The sequence below is a fragment of the Enterococcus sp. B2E4 genome (assembly GCF_030499455.1).
GTDB classification, from domain to species: domain Bacteria; phylum Bacillota; class Bacilli; order Lactobacillales; family Enterococcaceae; genus Enterococcus_D; species Enterococcus_D casseliflavus.
The window spans coordinates 209,639-228,358 of the sequence record NZ_JAUKPK010000006.1 but is presented as its reverse complement, the minus strand read 5'-3'; the positions used below and the strand labels follow the sequence as shown (position 1 = coordinate 228,358).

Below are 18,720 nucleotides of genomic sequence, written 5' to 3'. Positions count from 1 at the left end.
TTTGCAGGTTTCTACTTTCTATTCTCATTTTCAAGTAAAATAGAAGAGTAGCTGTGAAATGGAGGCAATTAGATTGATAGGACAGACCGTAGAAAAAATATTACTCGAGAATCAAGAAAATTTCTTGGTGCCGGCAGAGAATGTGGCATCGGTATTTTATAACCACCCTTTGAGTCACGCATTGCTTGTTTTATCAAAAGTGGGCTATTCAAAGATCCCAGTACTAGATAGTGAGGACCATTTAGTCGGCTTAATCAGCCTCTCAAACATCGTAGAACGAATGATGGATCTCACTGGCTTCAGTATGGAAAATATTGAAGGGCTGACTGTGGCAGATGTCATGGAAGTCAATGTGAATTGCATCAAAGAAAACGATGAGTTGGAAAGTATGCTGCATCTGTTAGTGGATCAAGCATTCTTGCCGATCGTTGATGATGACAATGTCTTTGTTGGGATTATCACCCGCAAAGAGATTTTAAAATCCGTCAATCATTTGGCGCATGAAATCGAAAGACGCTATTTGCTGATTTCGAAAGAAGATGCCCCAAAGATGACAGATGAACTGCATGTGGTATAGAAAAAAGGTTATCCCAGTTTCGGGATAACCTTTTTTTAAATACCGACGATCGGCGCATTGGGGATCGTATAGCCTTTGGCAGTTAAAGCATCGATCGATGCGGCCAAAAATTCCTCTTTGATTTTCCATTGCGTACCGTTGGTCACATACATGGTCGTGCGAATTGCAAAGTTGTTGTTTCCTAGATCCACCAGACCGAAGACCGTAGGGGCCGTTTGAATCTCTTCTTCGTGCTGCTGAGCAATCTGTTCATTGACTTCTTCAATGATGGCACGTATTTCATCTAAGCCTTCAGATGGTAAGATACGTACGTCTACCACGACTTGCATATTGGCTCTGGATGTATTACTGATGGTTGTGATGTTACGATTTGGGATATAATGAACGGTTCCATCAACGGATTTTAATTGAACAGTCCGAATACCGACGGCCGTCACTGTACCTTCAAGCGTCAGATTGGTCAAGCGGACGTAATCACCAACGTTGATTTGTTGTTCGGTAATAATAAAGAAGCCAGTAATCAAGTCATTCATAAAGCCTTGGGCACCGAGACCGAGGGCGACACCGACGACTCCGGCACCGGCTAGTAGCGAGCCTACAGGTACGCCGATGGTTGAAAGGAGTGCATAGACAAAAAAGAAGCCTAATGTGTAATGAACCGTATTGCGGATCAGGGTATGGATCGTGTTGATTCGACTCACATTGAAGGTGGCTTTTTTTTCATAGGACCGATAGATCCGGTCAATGATCATGTTGCTTATTTTTAATAAAATTCCAAATAAGATACACAAAAAAAGCAGCATTAGTGCTTTTTGGATCAGTAGGCCAATGATCGATTCCCAGTCGATCGATGCCCACCATTTTTGTAATGCATTGAGCTGAGCAGCTGCTGGTTCGGTAATGCTGGAACCACTTGAATCGGTCGTGCTAGCTGCAAGTAGCAGTTGTTTCATAAAATCCCTCCAAGTCTTACTGCATCTATTTTAACGAAGATAAAATAGAAATGCAAAGGAGGTTTTCTGAAATACCTGTTTTTTTCAGAAAAAGCCTGCTTAGCCAACGGGTAGGCAAATAGCAGACTTTTCTATGACAATTATTGTTTAAGATAAATGAACGCCTTTATCAACGAAAATCACTTCGCCGATAATCCCGCTTGATAACGGACTGATCAAGAAGGCACAAGTATTGCCCACTTCTTCAATCGTCACACCAATATGATCAGGTGTTCGATCTTCTGACAATTGGATCAGTTTTTGATAGTCTTTTACACCAGTTACTGCCAGCGTCTTGATGGCACCAGCTGAAATCGCATTGACGCGGATTTTTTGCGGTGAAAGTTCGGCAGCTAAATAGCGAACGCTTGATTCTAAAGCGGCTTTTGCAATCCCCATCATATTGTAGTTCGGTACTGCCCGTTCGGCACCTAAGTAGGAAAGGGTAACGATTCCAGCATTTTCAGCTAAGATTGGTTTGGCATATTTGGTGACGGCAATCAATGAATAACTGCTGATGTCTTGCGCCAAAGCATAACCGTCACGAGAAATATTCAAAATATCGCCAGATAGATCTTCTTTATTGGCATAAGCAACGGCATGGACAACACCGTGGATCTCACCTGCATATTCTTTGATCGTTTCAAAGGCGGAAGCAATGCTTTCGTCATTGGCGACGTCACATTCCACTACAAATTCATCAGATTCCAATAAGCGCTCTAAAGGCTTTTTCATGCGGTCGTTTTGATACGTGTAGATCACTTCGGCTCCTTGTGCTTTTAATGCTTGTGCACAGCCCCAAGCGATACTGCGTTTGTTAGCAACGCCCATGACGACAACTTTTTTACCAGTTAAAAAACTCATAATTCCACTCCTTAATAAATTCAACAATAATAAAATACGTATAATGACAAATAGTAAATCAAACTATCTTGATTTCTAATTATTAAGCATAATTGTTTGATTGTCAAACTATTTTTTTCTTAATAAATATTTAGTTGCGAATTTCGCTGAACTATGATACTTTGATAATCAAACTATAATAAATTCTTAAGCAAGGAAGGGAAACCATGAAAAAACTATTGACTGAAACAGAAGTCATGGATTTGATTCCAAATCGCTACCCAATTATATATATTGATTACGTCGATGAAATCGAGTCTGGCAAAAAGATTATCGCAACGAAAAATGTCACCATCAACGAAGACTTTTTCCAAGGACATTTCCCAGGAAATCCAGTAATGCCAGGTGCCTTGATTTTAGAAACATTGGCACAAGCAGGATCGATCCTGATCTTGAAATCCGAGGAATTCCAAGGTAGAACGGCGTATATCGGCGGCATCAACAAAGCCAAATTCCGTCAAAAAGTTGTTCCGGGAGATACCATGAAACTTGTTTTCGAGATCACTAAAATCAAAGGCTCTGTAGGAACTGCTGATGCGGTCGCTACAGTGGACGGCAAAAAAGCTGCGGAATGCGAATTCACCTTTATCGTTGGCGACCAAAAATAAAAGAAAACCGCTGAAATTCCCGATTAACGGAGACTTCAGCGGTTTTTTATTTATTCTTTGGCTTCTTGCAAGACCTTGATCGTTTCGATCTTCACTGGCTCAACCGGTTGAGAATTCTCACCATTGCCAGAGTCTTGGGTTTCTGCTTGTGCAATTTTATCTACGACATCCATGCCTTCGATCACTTGACCAAAAACGGTATAGCTGCCGTCCAATCGTGGTGTTCCACCATTTTTGTAGGCTTCGATGATTTTTTCAGGATAGTGTTGGATCGCTAGACCGTCAGATACATCTTGATCATTTTGAACGATGTAGAATTGACTGCCTTGGCTGTTTGGCGCACTTGATTTTGCCATTGCTAATGCGCCTCGCAAGTGATAAAGCTGGTTGGAGTATTCTTCGCCGAATCCTTCGCCCCAAATGCTTTCTCCGCCAGTGCCATCACCATTAGGGTCGCCCCCTTGGATCATAAACTCTTCTACGACACGATGGAAAGTCAAGCCGTCATAATACCCATCTTTGGCATGGGTCAAAAAGTTTTCGACTGCTTTGGGCGCGATCTCTGGGAAAAGTTTGATTTTGATCGAGCCTTCTTCCGTTACCATTTCAACTAAAGCTTCATTCTCTTGCACATCCGTTGATAATTGCGGCAATTCCAGGGCATTCAAGTCAACAGATTCTGAGGTTGACGTGCTTTCTGCCGAATTGCTTGATGAGGGATCGGTGGTACTTGAACCTGTACAAGCAGCTAATAGTAAAAGGCTAGCAGCTGCTGTCAGTGTGAATAGAATTTTTTTCATTCTTTCATTCCTTCCAGTTTTCTTATTGATAATCATAACAAAAAAGAGACATAGAAGAAAGCGCAGATTTTGTGGAATGTGAAAGAAACAGACGGAAAGGTGTAGACCACTTTTTAGATGTTTGCTATAATGAAAGAGGATTCATTATAATAAACGGATAGAATTTACAGGAGGTTTTTTTGATGGGAAAATTAGGGATATCGATTTATCCAGAGCGCTCAACGTTTGAAAAGGACAAAGCGTATCTAGACTTGGCACACAAATACGGCTTTAAACGGGTATTTACCAGTTTGCTGCAAATCAACGATGACAAAGAAAAAGTCTTGGCAGACTTTAAGCAAGTCGTAGATTATGCCAATCAGTTAGGAATGGAAGTCATGGTAGATATCAATCCTGGTTTATTCGAACAGTTAGGTATTTCTTATGATGATTTATCCTTCTTTGATGAGATGGGGGCTTACGGTGTTCGGTTAGATATTGGTTTCACTGGTTCAGAAGAAGCCAAAATGACCCGTAATCCTTACGGGATCAAAATCGAAATCAATATGAGCAGCGGCACGAGCTACGTGGATAACATCATGAGTTATTCACCTAATACTGAAAATTTACTCGGTTCGCATAACTTCTATCCTCATCGCTATTCAGGGTTAGGCTATGACCATTTTGTTTTTTGTTCGGAAAAATTCCGCAAATACAATTTAAATACGATGGCTTTCGTGAATTCTCACGAAGCTGATTTCGGTCCATGGCCAACACAAGATGGTTTATGCTCTTTGGAAGACCATCGTGATCTGTCACTAGCTACACAAGTCAAACATTTAGTGTTGACTGGTTTGATCGATGATATCTCTATTGGAAATGCCTATGCTTCAGAAGCAGAATTGGCAGCAATGGCTGAAGCGTTTCATGCTGATTATCCGACATTAAGAGTCGATGTCGTTGACGGAATCACTGAAGATGAACGAATTTGCCTCTTCGATAATCTGCATAGCTATCGAGGAGATCGCTCAGAGTACATCTTGCGTTCAACGATGACGCGGATCTATTATAAAGACAAGGAATTTCCACCTCATGATACCCGTGATATGGTAAGAGGGGATGTCTTGATCGATAATGCTGGCTATGGACAATACAAAGGTGAGACGCAAATCGCCTTGAAAGCAATGAAAAATGATGGTCGCGTCAATGTCGTTGGTAAGATCGCTGATGAGGAACTATTCTTATTAGAATTTTTGAAACCTTGGTCAAGTTTTAAATTGGTCGAAAATAACTAATTATCACGAGAAATCAACCATTGCCAACAAAGCGTGTTGGCAATGGTTTTCTTTTTGGGCGCTTGCAATTGACAAACACGAGCAAAAAACGGTAATTTATGTAGTGGGTTCTTTCCATGAAGAACGATGAAACTATAATAATATTATGTAAACAATATAACAAGAGGACGTGACAAGTGTGAAATTGCGCTGGAAGATTGCCATCGGAGTGGCTGTATTAGCAATTGCAGGATTAGGGTATGCAGGAAACTATTTTTACGATTATGCGGTGGTTCCTTCAGAAAAAGATTTTTTGGAAGGAGATACCCCAGGTACGGATGAAAATCAGACAGGAAATGAATCGCAAAATTGGTTTACAGATCCAGCAAATCGTGAGATGTGGCAGCTGACTTCTGAAGATGATTTAAAATTATCCGCCATTTATCTACCGGCGGAGGAGAAGAATCGAGGAAAAACGGCGATCATCGCGCATGGCTACATGGGGAATGCAGAAACGATGGCGGACTATGCTAAGATGTATCATGATTTAGGCTATAATGTCTTGGTTCCAGACGCTCGAGGGCATGGTCAAAGCGAAGGAGATTATATTGGTTTTGGGTGGCACGAACGTAAGGATTATCTGCAATGGATCGATGAAGTACTCGCAAAAAATGGTCCTGAAGAAACGATCACTTTGTATGGCATCAGTATGGGGGCTGCCACGGTAATGATGACCAGTGGGGAAGACTTGCCGAAAAATGTCACTTCTATCATTGAAGATTGTGGGTATACCAACGTCAATGAAGAATTGGGTTATCAACTCGATCAATTGTTTGGTCTACCTGCCTTTCCATTGATGAATGTCACTAGCCTTGTCACAAAAATCCGAGCGGGGTATTTCTTTGGTGAAGCAGATGCAGTCAAACAACTGCAAAAGAATACGCGTCCAATCTTTTTTATCCATGGCGATGCGGATACGTTTGTTCCTTATTCGATGCTGGAAATTTTGTATAACGCGACCGATGCACCAAAAGAAAAGTGGGTTGTTTCAGGTGCCGAGCATGCGAAAAGCTACAAAACAGATCCAGCGCTTTATAAAGAAAAAATTGCAGCTTTTTTGGACAAATACGATCACCCAGCAAGTGAATAAAAAAGTGCCGGTTCAAAAAAAGAACCGGCACTTTTTGCTTGACCCTTGGCTTATAAACGAGCAAATTCTTCTAGCAAACGAATCATTTGGCAAGTAAAGCCATATTCATTATCATACCAAGCGACGGTTTTCACCAGTTGGAAATCGCCAGCCGTGGTTACTTCTGTTTGTGTCGGATCAAAGATAGAACCTTGGGTGGTACCAATCACATCTCCAGAGACGATCTCACGGTCATCGTAACCGAATGACGGATTATCGACGGTGTGTTTTCTGATCGCTTCATTGACTTCATCGGCGGTTACTTTGGTTTTCAAAATTGAGACTAATTCTGTTAAAGAACCATCGACGACAGGAACCCGTTGGGCGTGTCCTTGTAATTTGCCATTTAATTCTGGGATAACTAGACCGATCGCTTTAGCAGCACCCGTCGAGTGAGGGATCGTGTTATCTGCAGCGGACCGAGCGGCTCTTAAGTTTCCGCCTTTTACCGGACCATCCAATAGCATTTGGGTAGAAGTATAGGCATGTACCGTCGTCATCGTACCAACTTCGATCCCGAATTCCTCATTTAAGAAGTAGGCCATCGGAGCTAAGCAGTTGGTCGTACAAGAACCTGCGGATATGATAGTATCCTCTGGTGTTAACGTGTCGGAGTTGACATTGTAAACGATCGTTTTCATATTACCAGCTGGTGCGGAGATAACGACTCGTTTGACACCCGCATCAAGATGGGCTTGTGCTTTTTCTGCAGAAGTGTAAAAACCCGTGCATTCTAAAACGATATCGACGCCATTTTCTTTTGCCCAAGGGATTTTGCTTGCGTCTGGTTCAGCGTACACACGGGTCTCTTTGCCATCGACAACGATAGCATTATCCGTTGCAGTAACAGTTCCAGGGTACGTGCCGTGGGTCGAGTCAAATTGCAATAAGTGTGCTAACATGACTGGACTCGTTAAATCATTGATTGCCACAACTTCAATATCGGCAGAAACTTCTTTGATCCTACGAAAAGCCAAACGTCCAATTCGTCCAAAACCATTGATTCCAACTTTTACTGTCATTTCTTGTTTCCTCCTTTGATTGTGTCTGGTACACTTAAAAGTTTGCTACGATTTCAAGTGACTGTCAAAGAATAACCCTTAAGAATTCGCGATTTCTTACGGAAACCCATGAGAAAAGATAGACAAAAGACGTTTCGGTCGTTACAATAAAATAGACTTTCTTATTAGAGAAATAGTAACCACTTAAGGTGAGATAACTGATAATCAAAAAGTATAGAAGGTAGTAAAAAAAGAATGGAGGACAAATAATGTCCATGTTTTTAGATCAAGTGACAATCGATGTCAAAGCAGGAAAAGGCGGCGACGGAATGGTTGCTTTTCGCCGAGAGAAATATGTCCCAGACGGCGGACCCGCAGGTGGTGACGGTGGACGTGGTGGTGATGTCATTTTAGTCGTAGACGAGGGTCTGCGTACATTAATGGATTTCCGTTTTAATCGTCATTTTAAAGCGCAACCCGGGGAAAACGGCATGAGTAAAGGAATGCACGGTCGTGGCTCAGATGATACCTACATCAAAGTACCACAGGGAACTACCGTTCGTGACGCTGAAACAGGTGCCTTATTAGGTGATTTGATTGAGCAAGGCCAAACATTAGTGATTGCTAAAGGTGGCCGTGGCGGCCGTGGCAACATTCGGTTTGCCTCTCCGAAAAACCCAGCCCCAGAATTAGCTGAGAATGGAGAACCTGGTCAAGAAAGAAAAATCGAGCTCGAATTAAAAGTTTTAGCAGATGTTGGTCTAGTTGGTTTCCCTTCAGTTGGGAAGTCTACATTACTCTCTGTGATTTCCTCTGCTCGACCAAAAATTGGTGCGTATCATTTTACCACGCTGGTACCAAATTTAGGTATGGTAACAACTACTGATGGCCGTAGTTTTGCGGTCGCTGATCTACCTGGTCTGATCGAAGGAGCCTCACAAGGGGTTGGTTTAGGGACTCAGTTTTTACGCCATATCGAACGGACCCGCGTCATTTTACATGTAATCGATATGAGTGGCATGGAAGGACGCGATCCATACGAGGACTATTTGTCCATCAACAATGAATTGTCGACCCATAACTTGCGCTTACTAGAGCGACCACAAATCATCGTTGCCAATAAGATGGATATGCCGGATGCTGAAGAAAATCTAGCCCTTTTCAAAGAGCAGCTGGCAAAAGAAAAAACGGATGAGTTCGCGGATGAACCAATGATTTTCCCAATCTCTGGTGTCACTCGTAAGGGAATCGATGCCTTGTTGAATGCGACAGCGGATCTATTGGAAGTCACTCCTGAGTTTCTTTTATACGATGAAGAAATGGAAGAAGATGTTGTTCATTATGGCTTCCAATCGGATGAACCAGAGTTCTCAATTGATCGCGATCCTGATGCAACTTGGATCTTGAGCGGTGAAAAAATCGAAAAACTATTCCAGATGACGAATTTTGATCATGATGAGACCGTGATGCGTTTTGCTCGTCAGCTGCGTGGTTTAGGTGTCGATGAAGCATTACGGGCGCGCGGTGCCAAAGACGGCGATATCGTTCGGATCGGCAACTTTGAGTTCGAGTTTGTCGAATAATCGTTTAAAAGAACATCATTTGCCTAAAAAATACCTTTTTAACTGCTGTGGATTTGACTGCCGATCATTGATTTTCACTAAGAAATCAATGATTGGTAGTCTTTTTGGTTTCTTTTTTCATTTAAATGATTTACTGTTAAAATAAAGAAGAGAACAAATAAACCAAAGGGAGCGATTTTTATGTCAAAACGTGTCATTGTAATGAATTTTGATGCCAGTGCCAAAGCGTACCAAGCCTTTTCGGAAGTGAAACGGATGCATATGGAACGGAAGATCAAAGGGGAACAAATGGCAGTTCTTACCCACACAAATGAAGGCGTGCATCAATTTAAAGTCGAGGACTTTCTCGATTTTACTGGGAACAATAAGACATCAACGGGTGGATTGATCGGGATGCTCGTTGGTGTGCTAGGCGGACCTTTAGGAATCATGCTGGGCTGGTTTGGTGGCAGTATGATCGGTGCTACTCGTGATGTAAAAGAGATCCAAAATGCGCAAATGCTTTTTGAACATGTCGGAAACCAAATTGGTGTTGGTGATACGGGGTTATTATTGATCGCAGATGAAGAAGACAATCGTCCTTTGAATCAATTGATCATGAATGAATTAGGCGGTGACATCACGCGCTTTGACTACGATGAAGTGGAAGCAGAGATTGAAACGGCTAAGAAAGTCGAAGAATCCACCAAAGCACGCGTTCAAGAAGACTGGAAAAACTCTCATAACGACGCAGAAGATCGCCAATCTGAGAAATAAAATCCACAAGCTTCAATTGCAACTTGATTTCTTTTCCGCTAAAATTGGAAAGAGATGAAAGGAAAGAAGCTTATGGAATTAGAATTTTTAGGAACAGGCGCGGGTGTGCCTGCGAAACATCGAAACGTGACCAGCATTGCGTTACGACTTTTAGATGAACGGAATGCCGTTTGGCTTTTTGATTGTGGCGAAGGGACGCAAATGCAGATTTTGCATTCTACGATTCGTCCACGAAAGATTGAAAAAATCTTTATCACTCATCTTCATGGTGACCATATCTATGGGTTGCCAGGATTGATCAGCAGCCGCTCCTTTCAAGGAGGCGACACGCCTCTAGAGATTTATGGACCCAAGGGGATCAAAGCATACGTTCAAACCGTTTTGCGGATTTCTCAGACCAAAGTCAGCTACCCCTTACATTTTTTCGAGATTGAAGAAGAAGGGATTCTTTTTAAAGATCAGCAATTTGAAGTATCGTGTCTGCGCCTTGATCATGGCATTGACAGTTTTGGTTATCGGATTGTTGAAGCAAGCCATCAAGGGGAATTGCAAGTGCAGGCTTTACTGGAACTTGGGTTGAAACCTGGGCCGCTCTTCGGTCGTTTGAAAAAAGGTGAAGTAGTTACCCTTGATGATGGACGTCAAATCAATGGGGCTGATTTCTTGGGCCAAGCGAAAAAAGGTCGGATCGTGGCGATATTAGGTGATACGCGTAAATGTCAAAACGCCGTACTGCTAGCAGAAGATGCGGATGTATTGGTGCATGAAAGTACCTTTAACAAAGAAGAAGCCAAGTTGGCTCGCGCTTATTTTCACTCGACGACGCGGCAAGCTGCCGAAGTGGCACAAGAAGCTCAAGCGAAGCGTTTGCTGTTGACCCATATCAGTGCGCGTTACGTTGGCAAAGATATTACAAATTTAGTAAATGAAGCAAAAGAAGTATTTCCAAATACGTTGATCGTCAAAGATTTTGATATTGTCGAGATCCCTTTTGCCGGAGAGGAAGAAACAGATGAATTTAGAGAATAAAGTTGTCGTTGTAACAGGTGGCTCTGCTGGACTTGGAGAACAAATCTGTTATGAAGCCGCAAAACGTGGTGCGATCGTCGTGACTTGTGCCCGAAGAACGAATCTGATTGGGAAAGTCAAAGAACAATGTATGGAATTAAGCGGCAAAGAAGCGTATGCGTTTCAATTGGATGTAGCAAATCCTGAAAGTGTGGAGCGCTTACTAGAAAAAATCAATGAAAAAGTTGGTAAGATCGATGTCTTCGTCAATAATGCTGGCTACGGGATCTTTCAAGAATTTACAGAGATGGACCCGGCGGTCATCCGAAATATGTTCGAAGTCAATGTGCTTGGCATGATGGTTTTGACCCAGCAAGTAGCGATCCAAATGGCTGAACAAAAGCATGGTCATATCATAAATGTTGCTTCGATCGCAGGTAAGATCGCTACGCCAAAAACGGCCGTCTACTCTGCAACAAAATTTGCTGTGCTCGGTTTTTCTAACGCATTACGTTTAGAACTAAAACCATTAGGGATCAACGTAACAACGGTCAATCCTGGACCGATCGAAACGGCATTCTTTGACCAAGCAGACCCAAGCGGTAGTTACTTATCGTCGGTGGGCAGCCTAGTGCTCGAACCGAACAAATTAGCGCAAACGATCGTCAAAGCGATGATCCATCCAAAACGAGAAATCAATCGCCCACATATTTTAGGCGCTGCTGCGAAACTATATACGCTGTTTCCTTCAATCGGCGATTATATGGCGGGAACGATGTTCAACAAAAAATAGGAGTTGAAGCCCATGAAAAATCAATGGCGTGTTATCGTTGGTATTTTACTGATTTTAGTGATCGTTTTATTTGCCGTTGCAAACAATATGACTGTCCCGATCAACTTTGGCTTCACAACGATTCAATCGCCACTGATCTTAGTCATTATTGGTTCTGCTTTGTTAGGCGCATTGATTTTGCTGCTGGTTTCCACAAGCGCAATGTTCCGCCAAAAAAAAGAACTAAAGCAATTGAGAAAAGAGCTCTCAGATTATCGTTCGAATAATGAGAAGGTTCTCCAAGAACAACGAGAAGCTTTGGAACGGGAATACACGAACAAGCAGGCGGAGTTAGCGGCAAGACAGCAGCAGCTCGATGATCAAGAAGCCCAGCTTTCCTCACGTGCTGCGGGCGCATCCACGCCACCAACGATCGATGAGGAAATGAAGTCTTTTGAATCGCAAGCCTAAAAGAACGACGTTTCACAAAAAAAGAGTTTGCTAGTGCAAGATTTGCTGCAAGCTCTTTTTTTGTGTTGTAAAACGAGTGCTGTTTCTCTCGTTGTTTTTCTTTTTTGCATAAACTTTGCTATAATATCCTAGTTAGGAGTGATTTGGTGAAACGTGCAAATTTTCACTGGGTGCGTCCGCAAGAAAGCGAAACGACCCCAGTATTTAAAGAGCTGATCCAAGAAAGAAAGATCCCTGAGCGGATCGGCGCGTTGCTATGGCAGCGAAATATTCGAACAGCAGAGGCGCTCGATGCTTTTTTATCAACGGACCTGCAATATCTTCATGATCCGTTTTTATTTCATGATATGGCTAAAGCCGTGGAACGAATCCATGAAGCGATTTTAAATGGCGAACGAATCTTGATTTATGGTGATTACGATGCGGATGGGATTACGAGCACTACCGTGTTAAAGGAAACGTTGGAATTGCTAGGGGCGGAAGCTGAGTATTATTTGCCTAATCGTTTTACAGATGGATATGGGCCCAATCTAACTGTCTATCAAGATAAAATTGCAGCAGGGACGCAATTGATCATCACCGTCGACAATGGGGTGTCTGGTCATGAGGCGATTGCTTATGCTCAAGGACAAGGAGTTGACGTGATCGTCACAGATCACCATGAACTACCTGCAGAACTACCGGAGGCGTTTGCTATTGTCCATCCCCGTCACCCTCAAGGAAATTATCCTTTTGGTGATTTGGCTGGAGTCGGCGTTGCATTTAAAGTGGCTTGCGCTTTGTTAGAAGAAGTGCCAGTGGAATTGCTTGATCTTGTTGCGATTGGGACGATCGCTGATATGGTTTCTTTAACCGATGAGAATCGGCTATTAGTCAGCAACGGGTTGAAAATGATTCAGCAATCGGATCGCATCGGACTGAATGAGTTGCTGTCAGTCAGCGGTTTAAAAAAACAAACAGTCAACGAAACAGATATTGGCTTCGCCGTTGGACCACGGTTAAATGCGATCGGTCGTTTGGAGGACCCCAATCCGGCTGTTCGCTTGTTGACTACCTTCGATGAAGAAGAGGCAGTCAGCTTAGCCCAAACCTTAGATACGATCAATCAGCAGCGAAAAACATTTGTTGAAGAAATCATGAAAGAAGCACAAGAAAAAATCGATCCTGCGAATCATGTTCATTTGGTGGTAGGAGATCATTGGCACGAAGGCGTTTTAGGGATCGTGGCAGGACGAATCATGCAAAGTACAGGACAACCAGTAATCGTTTTGACCAAAAAAGAAAATGGCTTAGCCAAAGGGTCGGGAAGAAGCATTGCTGCGTTGAATCTGTTTGAAATGCTGTCGACGATGAAAGACATGTTTACTAGCTTTGGCGGCCATCATGCAGCAGTTGGATTAAGTATCCCCATCGATCATTTAGATATGCTGCAAGCCCAAATGAATCGTTATGTTGAAGAAAATGGCATTGACCTCAGTCAGGGCATCCCATTAGCGATCGATGAGGAGTTACCGTTAACAGAAGTTTCGATCAGTTTTATTGAATCATTAAAAGTCTTAGCGCCTTTTGGAACGGACAACCCCTTACCGAAATTTTTATTTTCTAATCTGATGACTCAAAATGCTCGCCAGATTGGTTCAGAAAATCAGCATTTGAAGTTAGTGATGAGCGATGAGTCTAACACGCAGCTGGATGTCATTGGGTTTGGTTTTGGAAAAGATTTAGTAGCGTTTGAAAACGACCGCTTATCGATCGTTGGTCAGCTTTCCATCAATGAATGGAATGGCAACAAAAAACCGCAGCTCATGTTGGATGATTTTGCAGTGGAAGGGATTCAGCTATTTGATTATCGTTCGAAAAGAAGCCGTCAAGGTGTCTCTCTGGGCAGTCAAACACTAGGCGTTCTTTTCAAGCAGAAACTTCCTCGGGAATTGCAAGGCTTTTGTGGGCAAACCACCATATTTGACTCACTTACAGCCTTGGAAGATACTTTTCGTGCTGGTCAGTTCCAAGAGATTGCATTTTTAGATTGTCCTGCTGACCCTGCAGTGATCAAAGAGATCGTTCAAGCGCTCCAGGCGTCAAGAGTTGCTTTTGTTTTCTACTCGACAGAAGATGCTTATTTAGATGGGGTAGGGACAAGAGAGCAATACAGTCGTCTCTTTCAACTGATCAAACAGCAGCCTCGTTTGGACATTCGTTACAAACTAAAGATGGTCGCTGACTACCTAAAAATTCCACAAAAATTACTTATTTTCATGATTCAGGTGTTTTCTGAGCTGGAATTTGTTACAATACAAGATGGTGTTTTGAATAAAACTGCTGATCCTGTTTCCCGTCCATTGACGGAGAGTCATTTGTATCAGCAACGACAAAAACTGATCAAAACAGAAGAATTTTTATTAATGAGTGATTTATCAACCCTTCGTCAGTGGTTGACAGTCTAGGAGGAAAGAAAATGGATTTAAAAGAGTATATTGCTAGTATTCCTGATTATCCCCAAGAGGGAATTATTTTTCGGGACATCTCGCCATTGATGGCAGATGGAGAAGCGTATCGGTATGCGACACAACAAATCGTTGAGTATGCACAAGAAAAAGGCATCGATATGGTGGTAGGACCTGAAGCCCGCGGCTTTATCGTTGGTTGTCCAGTTGCCTATCAATTAGGTGTCGGCTTTGCCCCAGTACGTAAAAAAGGCAAATTGCCACGGGAAACGATTGAAGCAGAATATGAAAAAGAGTACGGTGTGGATGTCTTGACGCTGCACGCCGATGCCATCAAACCAGGTCAACGTGTCTTGATCTGTGATGATCTACTAGCAACTGGCGGAACGATCAAAGCAACGATCGAACTCGTAGAAAAACTAGGTGGCATCGTTGTTGGCTGTGCCTTCTTGATCGAACTGATGGATCTACATGGAAGAGACAAGATCCAAGGTGTCGAAATCAAGACGTTAATGGAATACTAAAAAAGCAGAAACAAAAAAGGACTCGCTGGAGTCCTTTTTTGTTTCTGCTGCCTTATGGGCGTATGTAGGGGAAGGATCATGGTTCATAACGATAAAAATCATGATCATGATAATAATGGCGGTTACGTTTGCGCTCTGCTTGGCGGAATTTCTTTTCATCCCAAAGCATGAACCAAAGCATCATTAGAGGGCAAAAAATCAGAACAGCACTTAAAACGCCAAAATAGCCAATAACAATTCCCATCAATAATACCCACAACATAAAACCAAATCGACGAACTGCTTTCATCTCATTCACTCCTTAAATAATACGAACTTATGTTTGTATACTTATTATACGAATGTTTGTTCGCTTTGTAAAGAGGAAAGAAAAAAAATCTTCGTAAAAACGAAGATTTCCTAGTCAGCTCGTTGAGCATCAAAGCAGATGGCGATACAATCCAACAACCAATCCTAAAATCGTTACGTCAGGCAAAATGATTGGTTCTAAATAATCATTTTCTGGTTGTAAACGAATGTAATTCTTTTCTTTATAGAATCGTTTGCACGTAGCTTCGTCTTCATCTGTCATAGCAATCACGATATCGCCATTTTGAGCACTTTGTTGTTTACGAACGATTACTTGATCACCGTCGAGAATGCCAGCATTGATCATACTTTCTCCTCGGATCGTCAACATAAATAAACTTCCTGTGCTATTCGCTAAATCTGGCGGAATCGGAAAGAAATCGGATGCATCTTCCACGGCTAAAATCGGTTCTCCAGCAGTTACGACACCAAGCATCGGAATGGATGCTGGTTGAACATCGATTTTTTCAAGACCGGAAGCAGTTAATTCAATGGCTCTGGGTTTTGTAGGATCTCGTAAGATCAGCCCTTTTTTTTCAAGTCGGGACAAATGGCCATGAACAGTTGAGGTAGAAGATAACTGAACGGCTTCGCCAATTTCGCGAACAGTCGGCGGATAGCCTTTTTCAGTGACACGTGTATGAATGAACTTAAGAATTTCGATTTGTCGATTTTCTGTTCGTTTTGCCAAAACTGACACCTTCTTTCATTTGATAACCTTAGTGTACCATAGCTATATCGATTATTCAAACAAATGTTCGCTTTTTGTGCTATTGTTTTTGCTCGCTAGTTTGTAGTAAAATCAAGAGGGAAAAGGAGGAACAACTATGCTATCTCAAGAAAAACTAGCTCGAATCAATGAACTTGCCAACAAGAAAAAAACAGAAGGATTGACTGAGGCTGAGACCCACGAACAAAAAGTTCTGCGTGAAGAGTATTTAACCGCCTTTCGTGGAGGGATGCGACACCATATCGAAGGAATGAAAATCGTTGACCCTGAAGGTGCTGATGTGACACCAGAGAAGTTAAAAGAGATTCAAAAGAAAAAAGGTCTCCACGGCAGATAATTGTGAATTCCTTTTCATTGCTATTGAAATAAGCTTTTGAATCACGTATAATGAAAGATGTAATAAAGGTAAAAAAAACCTAAATTAGGAGGAACTACCATTGTTTGATAAAATCGATCAATTAGGAGTGAACACCCTTCGTACATTAAGTATCGAAGCCGTACAAAAAGCCAATTCAGGACATCCAGGATTACCGATGGGGGCAGCACCCATGGCCTATGCCTTGTGGACGAAACACTTGAAAGTCAATCCAACGACTTCTCGCAACTGGGTGGATCGTGACCGTTTTGTTTTGTCTGCTGGACACGGTTCGGCGTTATTGTACAGCTTGTTGCACGTGTCTGGCTACGATGTGACCATTGAGGATCTAAAAAACTTCCGTCAATGGGATAGCCGCACGCCAGGACATCCAGAAGTCGATCACACAGACGGCGTGGAAGCAACCACTGGACCTTTAGGACAAGGGATCGCCATGGCAGTCGGTATGGCAATGGCCGAAGCCCACTTGGCTGCAACCTACAATCGCGAAAAGTATCAAGTCATCGATCACTATACCTACGCTTTATGTGGCGATGGCGACTTGATGGAAGGTGTTTCGCAAGAAGCTGCATCCATGGCTGGTCACATGAAATTAGACAAACTGATCGTCTTGTACGATTCAAATGACATCTCCCTAGATGGCCCAACTTCAAAAGCCTTTACAGAAAATGTCGGTACGCGTTTTGAAGCGTATGGCTGGCAACACATTCTCGTTGAAGACGGCAATGATTTAGAAGCGATCTCGAAAGCGATCGACGAAGCAAAAGCTGAAAGCGACAAACCAACCTTGATCGAAATCAAGACTGTGATCGGATACGGTGCGCCAAATCAAGGCACCTCTGCCGTTCATGGTGCGCCGATCGGTGCCGAAGGCATTTCTGCAGCTAAAGCGATTTATGGTTGGGAATACCCAGAATTTACCGTACCTGAAGAAGTTGCCGCGCGCTTCAAAGAAACCATGATCGATGAAGGGCAAAAAGCTGAAGCAGCTTGGAACGAAACCTTCCGTGCCTATGAAGCAGCCTACCCAGAACTTGCTGCGCAATTCAAACAAGCCTTTGCGGGTGAATTGCCAGCAGATTGGGATGCAGCATTACCAAGCTACGAAGTTGGCAGCTCACAAGCTAGTCGAGTATCTAGCAAAGAGATGATCCAAGCCTTATCCAAAGCCGTCCCTAGTCTCTGGGGTGGATCGGCTGACCTTTCTGGATCCAACAACACGATGGTGGCAGCAGAAAAAGACTTTGAACCTGGCCAATACGAAGGCCGCAACATTTGGTTTGGCGTCCGAGAATTTGCGATGGCGGCAGCGATGAACGGCATCCAATTGCATGGCGGTACGCGAATCTATGGCGGAACCTTCTTCGTCTTCGTTGATTACTTACGTCCAGCGGTGCGCTTGTCTGCGATCCAGCATGCACCTGTGATCTATGTCTTGACGCATGACTCCGTGGCTGTGGGAGAAGATGGACCGACGCATGAGCCAATCGAGCAATTAGCCAGCGTCCGTTGCATGCCAAATGTCCAAGTGATTCGTCCAGCAGACGGCAATGAAACCCGTGCTGCCTGGAAATTGGCCATGACAACAACGGATAAACCAACGGTCTTAGTCTTAAGCCGACAAAATCTACCAGTGATCGAAGGCACGCAAACCGGTGCGGATGAAAATGTCGCAAAAGGTGGCTACGTGATTTCAAAACAAGCTGGTGAAACACCAGCGGGGATTTTGATCGCCACAGGTTCTGAAGTGAATCTTGCGGTCCAAGCACAAGCTAAATTGGCAGAAGAAGGCATCGATGTATCGGTGGTCTCCTTACCAAGCTTTGATCTGTTTGAAGCACAAAGCTCAGAATACAAAGAAAGCGTCTTGCCAAAAGCAGTGAAGAAACGGGTAGCGATCGAAGCAGCTTCCCCATTTGGTTGGGAACGTTACACCGGTTGCCATGGAAAAGTGATCGCGATCGATCATTTCGGTGCATCCGCACCTGGTGACAAAGTCTTAGCGGAATTCGGCTTCAGTGTTGAGAATGTCGTGAATACTTTCAAATCAATCGATTAATTGATCGACAATCAATCAAAAATAGCACGTTCGAGAATCTTTTCGATTTTCGAGCGTGTTTTTTTGTCTGGAGCATGGTTAGAGAACCACAAGGGAGAGGAATGAGAAACGCAAGTCACCGATTCAACAGGGAAATACTTTCTATCGATGAGCCAATCGTCAGAGAGAAACTGGATCAAATAAATAATAAACGTCACTTTGTTGTATAAAATTGAATATATATGAATAAAAATGCTAGTTTTCGTTGTTGCAAGACTGGTTCCTGTGTATAGTTAAAGAAAAGGAAACTAAACAATAAGAGCCAAGGAGAATGGCTCAAGAAA

19 protein-coding genes are annotated in these 18,720 nt (G+C 42.9%); 13 read left to right on the top strand and 6 right to left on the bottom strand.

Annotated elements, in window-relative coordinates; translation table 11 throughout:
* The first annotated feature begins 73 nt into the window (after positions 1-73).
* The gene (gene cbpB / locus Q1X33_RS07700) at positions 74-577 is read left to right on the top strand and encodes a cyclic-di-AMP-binding protein CbpB (protein ID WP_005226181.1); all 504 of its coding nucleotides are present in this window, start codon (positions 74-76) and stop codon (positions 575-577) included.
* Between the two features lie 35 nt (positions 578-612).
* Here the strand turns inward: cbpB and Q1X33_RS07695 are convergent, their stop codons facing one another.
* Positions 613-1,530, bottom strand: a complete 918-nt coding sequence (locus tag Q1X33_RS07695; RefSeq protein WP_015509767.1) for a mechanosensitive ion channel family protein — start codon at positions 1,528-1,530, stop codon at positions 613-615.
* Between the two features lie 147 nt (positions 1,531-1,677).
* Positions 1,678-2,433, bottom strand: a complete 756-nt coding sequence (gene fabI, locus Q1X33_RS07690) for an enoyl-ACP reductase FabI (protein WP_005226179.1) — start codon at positions 2,431-2,433, stop codon at positions 1,678-1,680.
* Positions 2,434-2,639: 206 nt separating this feature from the next.
* Between fabI and fabZ the strand changes: the two genes are divergently transcribed.
* On the top strand, positions 2,640-3,080 hold the full coding sequence (gene fabZ / locus Q1X33_RS07685) for a 3-hydroxyacyl-ACP dehydratase FabZ (RefSeq protein ID WP_005226178.1): 441 nt from the start codon (positions 2,640-2,642) through the stop codon (positions 3,078-3,080).
* A gap of 50 nt (positions 3,081-3,130) precedes the next feature.
* Here the strand turns inward: fabZ and Q1X33_RS07680 are convergent, their stop codons facing one another.
* A complete protein-coding gene (locus tag Q1X33_RS07680) occupies positions 3,131-3,880 on the bottom strand; it encodes a peptidylprolyl isomerase (protein ID WP_010748413.1) in 750 nt (249 codons plus the stop codon).
* 182 nt (positions 3,881-4,062) lie between these two features.
* Between Q1X33_RS07680 and Q1X33_RS07675 the strand changes: the two genes are divergently transcribed.
* Entirely contained in the window at positions 4,063-5,154 is a 1,092-nt protein-coding gene (locus tag Q1X33_RS07675; RefSeq protein WP_005226176.1) for a DUF871 domain-containing protein, read from the top strand.
* Between the two features lie 178 nt (positions 5,155-5,332).
* Entirely contained in the window at positions 5,333-6,283 is a 951-nt protein-coding gene (locus tag Q1X33_RS07670) for an alpha/beta hydrolase (RefSeq protein WP_034868634.1), read from the top strand.
* 50 nt (positions 6,284-6,333) lie between these two features.
* On the opposite strand, the gene gap is transcribed toward Q1X33_RS07670, so the two are convergent.
* Positions 6,334-7,344, bottom strand: a complete 1,011-nt coding sequence (gene gap, locus Q1X33_RS07665; protein ID WP_005226174.1) for a type I glyceraldehyde-3-phosphate dehydrogenase — start codon at positions 7,342-7,344, stop codon at positions 6,334-6,336.
* Between the two features lie 248 nt (positions 7,345-7,592).
* Between gap and obgE the strand changes: the two genes are divergently transcribed.
* The 7 genes from obgE to Q1X33_RS07630 all read left to right on the top strand — a co-directional run bounded on the left by obgE (position 7,593) and on the right by Q1X33_RS07630 (position 14,884).
* The gene (gene obgE, locus Q1X33_RS07660; protein ID WP_005226173.1) at positions 7,593-8,906 is read left to right on the top strand and encodes a GTPase ObgE; all 1,314 of its coding nucleotides are present in this window, start codon (positions 7,593-7,595) and stop codon (positions 8,904-8,906) included.
* Between the two features lie 180 nt (positions 8,907-9,086).
* On the top strand, positions 9,087-9,662 hold the full coding sequence (locus Q1X33_RS07655; RefSeq protein WP_005231384.1) for a hypothetical protein: 576 nt from the start codon (positions 9,087-9,089) through the stop codon (positions 9,660-9,662).
* A 72-nt stretch (positions 9,663-9,734) separates the two neighbouring features.
* Positions 9,735-10,691, top strand: a complete 957-nt coding sequence (gene rnz, locus Q1X33_RS07650) for a ribonuclease Z (RefSeq protein WP_034857404.1) — start codon at positions 9,735-9,737, stop codon at positions 10,689-10,691.
* Positions 10,675-11,463 (top strand): SDR family oxidoreductase, encoded by a 789-nt coding sequence (locus Q1X33_RS07645; protein ID WP_015509761.1) that lies wholly within the window; start codon positions 10,675-10,677, stop codon positions 11,461-11,463. Before rnz ends, Q1X33_RS07645 begins: the two co-directional genes overlap by 17 nt.
* Before the next feature lie 12 nt (positions 11,464-11,475).
* A complete protein-coding gene (locus tag Q1X33_RS07640; protein WP_005226169.1) occupies positions 11,476-11,913 on the top strand; it encodes a lipopolysaccharide assembly protein LapA domain-containing protein in 438 nt (145 codons plus the stop codon).
* Positions 11,914-12,059: 146 nt separating this feature from the next.
* Positions 12,060-14,360, top strand: coding sequence for a single-stranded-DNA-specific exonuclease RecJ (gene recJ / locus Q1X33_RS07635; RefSeq protein WP_034868628.1), 2,301 nt, complete (start codon positions 12,060-12,062; stop codon positions 14,358-14,360).
* An 11-nt stretch (positions 14,361-14,371) separates the two neighbouring features.
* On the top strand, positions 14,372-14,884 hold the full coding sequence (locus Q1X33_RS07630; RefSeq protein ID WP_005226167.1) for an adenine phosphoribosyltransferase: 513 nt from the start codon (positions 14,372-14,374) through the stop codon (positions 14,882-14,884).
* Positions 14,885-14,960: 76 nt separating this feature from the next.
* Here the strand turns inward: Q1X33_RS07630 and Q1X33_RS07625 are convergent, their stop codons facing one another.
* Both Q1X33_RS07625 and lexA read right to left on the bottom strand, forming a co-directional pair.
* The gene (locus Q1X33_RS07625) at positions 14,961-15,173 is read right to left on the bottom strand and encodes a hypothetical protein (RefSeq protein WP_005236082.1); all 213 of its coding nucleotides are present in this window, start codon (positions 15,171-15,173) and stop codon (positions 14,961-14,963) included.
* A gap of 129 nt (positions 15,174-15,302) precedes the next feature.
* The gene (gene lexA / locus Q1X33_RS07620; protein ID WP_005226165.1) at positions 15,303-15,923 is read right to left on the bottom strand and encodes a transcriptional repressor LexA; all 621 of its coding nucleotides are present in this window, start codon (positions 15,921-15,923) and stop codon (positions 15,303-15,305) included.
* 136 nt (positions 15,924-16,059) lie between these two features.
* Between lexA and Q1X33_RS07615 the strand changes: the two genes are divergently transcribed.
* Positions 16,060-16,299 carry a DUF896 family protein gene (locus Q1X33_RS07615; RefSeq protein ID WP_005226164.1) on the top strand — a complete coding sequence of 80 codons (240 nt, stop codon included), beginning with the start codon at positions 16,060-16,062 and terminating at the stop codon, positions 16,297-16,299.
* Between the two features lie 100 nt (positions 16,300-16,399).
* On the top strand, positions 16,400-18,397 hold the full coding sequence (gene tkt, locus Q1X33_RS07610) for a transketolase (RefSeq protein WP_301969616.1): 1,998 nt from the start codon (positions 16,400-16,402) through the stop codon (positions 18,395-18,397).
* Positions 18,398-18,720: the final 323 nt, after the last annotated feature.

Coding starts and splice junctions, on each gene's coding strand:
- fabZ (WP_005226178.1), top strand. CDS start 2,640: ATGAAAAAACTATTGACTGAAACAGAAGTCATGGATTTGATTCCAAAT.
- Q1X33_RS07645 (WP_015509761.1), top strand. CDS start 10,675: ATGAATTTAGAGAATAAAGTTGTCGTTGTAACAGGTGGCTCTGCTGGA.
- Q1X33_RS07630 (WP_005226167.1), top strand. CDS start 14,372: ATGGATTTAAAAGAGTATATTGCTAGTATTCCTGATTATCCCCAAGAG.
- Q1X33_RS07655 (WP_005231384.1), top strand. CDS start 9,087: ATGTCAAAACGTGTCATTGTAATGAATTTTGATGCCAGTGCCAAAGCG.
- Q1X33_RS07675 (WP_005226176.1), top strand. CDS start 4,063: ATGGGAAAATTAGGGATATCGATTTATCCAGAGCGCTCAACGTTTGAA.
- rnz (WP_034857404.1), top strand. CDS start 9,735: ATGGAATTAGAATTTTTAGGAACAGGCGCGGGTGTGCCTGCGAAACAT.
- Q1X33_RS07615 (WP_005226164.1), top strand. CDS start 16,060: ATGCTATCTCAAGAAAAACTAGCTCGAATCAATGAACTTGCCAACAAG.
- Q1X33_RS07680 (WP_010748413.1), bottom strand. CDS start 3,880: ATGAAAAAAATTCTATTCACACTGACAGCAGCTGCTAGCCTTTTACTA.
- gap (WP_005226174.1), bottom strand. CDS start 7,344: ATGACAGTAAAAGTTGGAATCAATGGTTTTGGACGAATTGGACGTTTG.
- Q1X33_RS07625 (WP_005236082.1), bottom strand. CDS start 15,173: ATGAAAGCAGTTCGTCGATTTGGTTTTATGTTGTGGGTATTATTGATG.
- obgE (WP_005226173.1), top strand. CDS start 7,593: ATGTCCATGTTTTTAGATCAAGTGACAATCGATGTCAAAGCAGGAAAA.
- Q1X33_RS07695 (WP_015509767.1), bottom strand. CDS start 1,530: ATGAAACAACTGCTACTTGCAGCTAGCACGACCGATTCAAGTGGTTCC.
- Q1X33_RS07640 (WP_005226169.1), top strand. CDS start 11,476: ATGAAAAATCAATGGCGTGTTATCGTTGGTATTTTACTGATTTTAGTG.
- fabI (WP_005226179.1), bottom strand. CDS start 2,433: ATGAGTTTTTTAACTGGTAAAAAAGTTGTCGTCATGGGCGTTGCTAAC.